2 protein-coding genes are annotated in these 1915 nt (G+C 64.7%); one reads left to right on the top strand and one right to left on the bottom strand.

The features are described 5' to 3' along the window. Window positions 1–339 precede the first annotated feature (339 nt). Window positions 340–588 carry a ParB N-terminal domain-containing protein gene (locus EOA27_RS34350; protein WP_042644583.1) on the bottom strand — a complete coding sequence of 83 codons (249 nt, stop codon included), beginning with the start codon at window positions 586–588 and terminating at the stop codon, window positions 340–342. A 149-nt stretch (window positions 589–737) separates the two neighbouring features. On the opposite strand from EOA27_RS34350, the gene EOA27_RS34345 reads away from it, so the two are divergent. Beyond that, the coding region (locus EOA27_RS34345) for a N,N-dimethylformamidase beta subunit family domain-containing protein (RefSeq protein ID WP_127258490.1) at window positions 738–1915 on the top strand (1178 nt) is incomplete at its 3' end.

Here is a 1915-nt window from a genome sequence, read left to right as displayed (position 1 = left end):
TCTATGAGCCACGCGTCGACGCCGAGATCGCGCCGCTGCCGCTCGAGGGCGCCGAGCCCTTCGAGCCGTTCCTTTATGGCGACTATCTCTGGGACACGGCGACGAAATTCGTCGAAATGAGCGGAGTCAGGCATCTGCGCCAGCCGCGGCGGGCCAAGGCTTCGTAGATCGGCAATCCTTAGAGACCGCAGCCGGTTGAGGTGTGTTGAGATTCAGGTCAGGCCGAGTCGAAAATGGTGGATTCCGAGAACCGGAGCGGAGCGTACTTAAAGTACGTGAGCACCGGAAGCGCAGGAAGCCGCCGTTTGCAGGCCGGCATCACCTGAATATCGACACACCTTAGTGGCGCTTGGCCTGGACGAGATAGGCGTCGATCATGGTCTCGCCCAGCCATTTGGCGGCTTCGAGCCTGTGCAGTCCCTCGACCAGGATGTGGCGCTTGCCGTCGTGCCGCACCTGGATCGGCGTCTTCATGCCGTTCTCGAGAATATCCTCGGCGAGATGGCGCACGGTCTCGGGATGCAGCGTCTTGCGCCGCGCCGTCGGCACGTAGATGTCGTCGACCTTGACCTTTTGCACACGCAGCATGTCGGCTCCCTGGCACTGAACAACGCCCAATGAATAATCCGTTTGCCGGATATCGACAAACGCGGGTACCTGCTGGCCCGATGCTTTCCATTTGACGCTTGGCCGGCCGATGGTCTCAATGACGGCTTCGTGATCTCAGGTCCAGCTTGATGCAATTGCCCACCGAATTTCCCGATTTCGGGCTGACGCCCGAGCAGCGCCGCGAGGCGGTGCGCGGCCATTATTATGAATGGCCGGGGATGGACGGTGAGCGCGGTGAGATCTGGGGCTACAGCGACCGGTTTTCCTACTGCCCCGGCGAGACGGTGGCGCTCCATGTCAGCTCGACCGCGCCGCAATTCAGCATCGCCGTCATCCGCGACGGAGCCGCCGAGACCAAGGTCTTCGAGGGAGCAGGCCTGTCGGCGCGCTGGCAAGATACGCCCGACCAATGCTCGGTCGAAGGTTGCGGCTGGGAGGCGTCGTTCGAATTCCGCGTCGGCGACGACTGGCCGTCGGGCGCCTATCGCATCGCGCTTCTTGCCGAAGGCCGCGACGGCAATCCGATCCGCAGCCACCATCTCTTCATCGTCGCGCCCCAGCCCGGCCGCAAGCCGGGCCGCCTGCTGCAGGTCGCCGCGACCGGCACCTGGACCGCGTACAACACCTGGGGCGGCTCGAACCACTATCAGGGCATCACCGGTCCGAACCGCGACCAGTACGCAACGACGGTGTCGATTGAGCGCCCCTGGTGCCGCGGCTTCGTCGTGCTGCCAAAGGACGCGCCGCGCGTGCCGCTCGAAGTCGCCGTGCCGCCGAAGACCGTGCCGCGCTATCCACACATGGAGTGGGCTTTTGCCACCGGGCATTCGAAGAAATACGCATCGTCCGGCTGGGCAAGCTATGACAGCCATTTCTTCCGCTTCGCCGAACGCGCCGGCTACCTGGTCGATCTCGCCAGCCAGCACGAGCTGCATTTCTCGCCCGAAATCCTCGACGGCTATGACTGCGTCGTCTTCGTCGGCCATGACGAATACTGGACCTGGGAAATGCGCGACGCTGTCGACAACTATGTGACCGGCGGCGGGCACGCGGCGCGCTTTGCCGGCAATTTCATGTGGCAGACGAGGCTGGAAGACCAAGGCCGCCGCCAGGTCTGCTACAAGTACAAGGCGCGCGCGGAAGACCCGGCCTATCGCGGCGGCGATGTCACTCGCGCCACCAATTCCTGGGAAGCGCCCGAGATCGGCCGCCCCGGCAGCGCCACCTTCGGCCTCAACGCGACGCGAGGCGTCTACGCCGGGTGGGGCGGCTGCGCCCCGCGCGGCGTAGACGCCTCGCGTCGCGT

Origin of the sequence: Mesorhizobium sp. M2A.F.Ca.ET.037.01.1.1 (assembly GCF_003998075.1) — a bacterium.
Lineage (GTDB): Bacteria > Pseudomonadota > Alphaproteobacteria > Rhizobiales > Rhizobiaceae > Mesorhizobium.
The sequence above is the reverse complement of the archived record's forward strand: the minus strand, read 5'-3'. Positions and strand labels throughout refer to the sequence as shown.

What these genes read in the sequence shown, in the direction of transcription:
- EOA27_RS34350 (WP_042644583.1), bottom strand. Translation starts at nt 588, where the DNA reads ATGCTGCGTGTGCAAAAGGTCAAGGTCGACGACATCTACGTGCCGACG.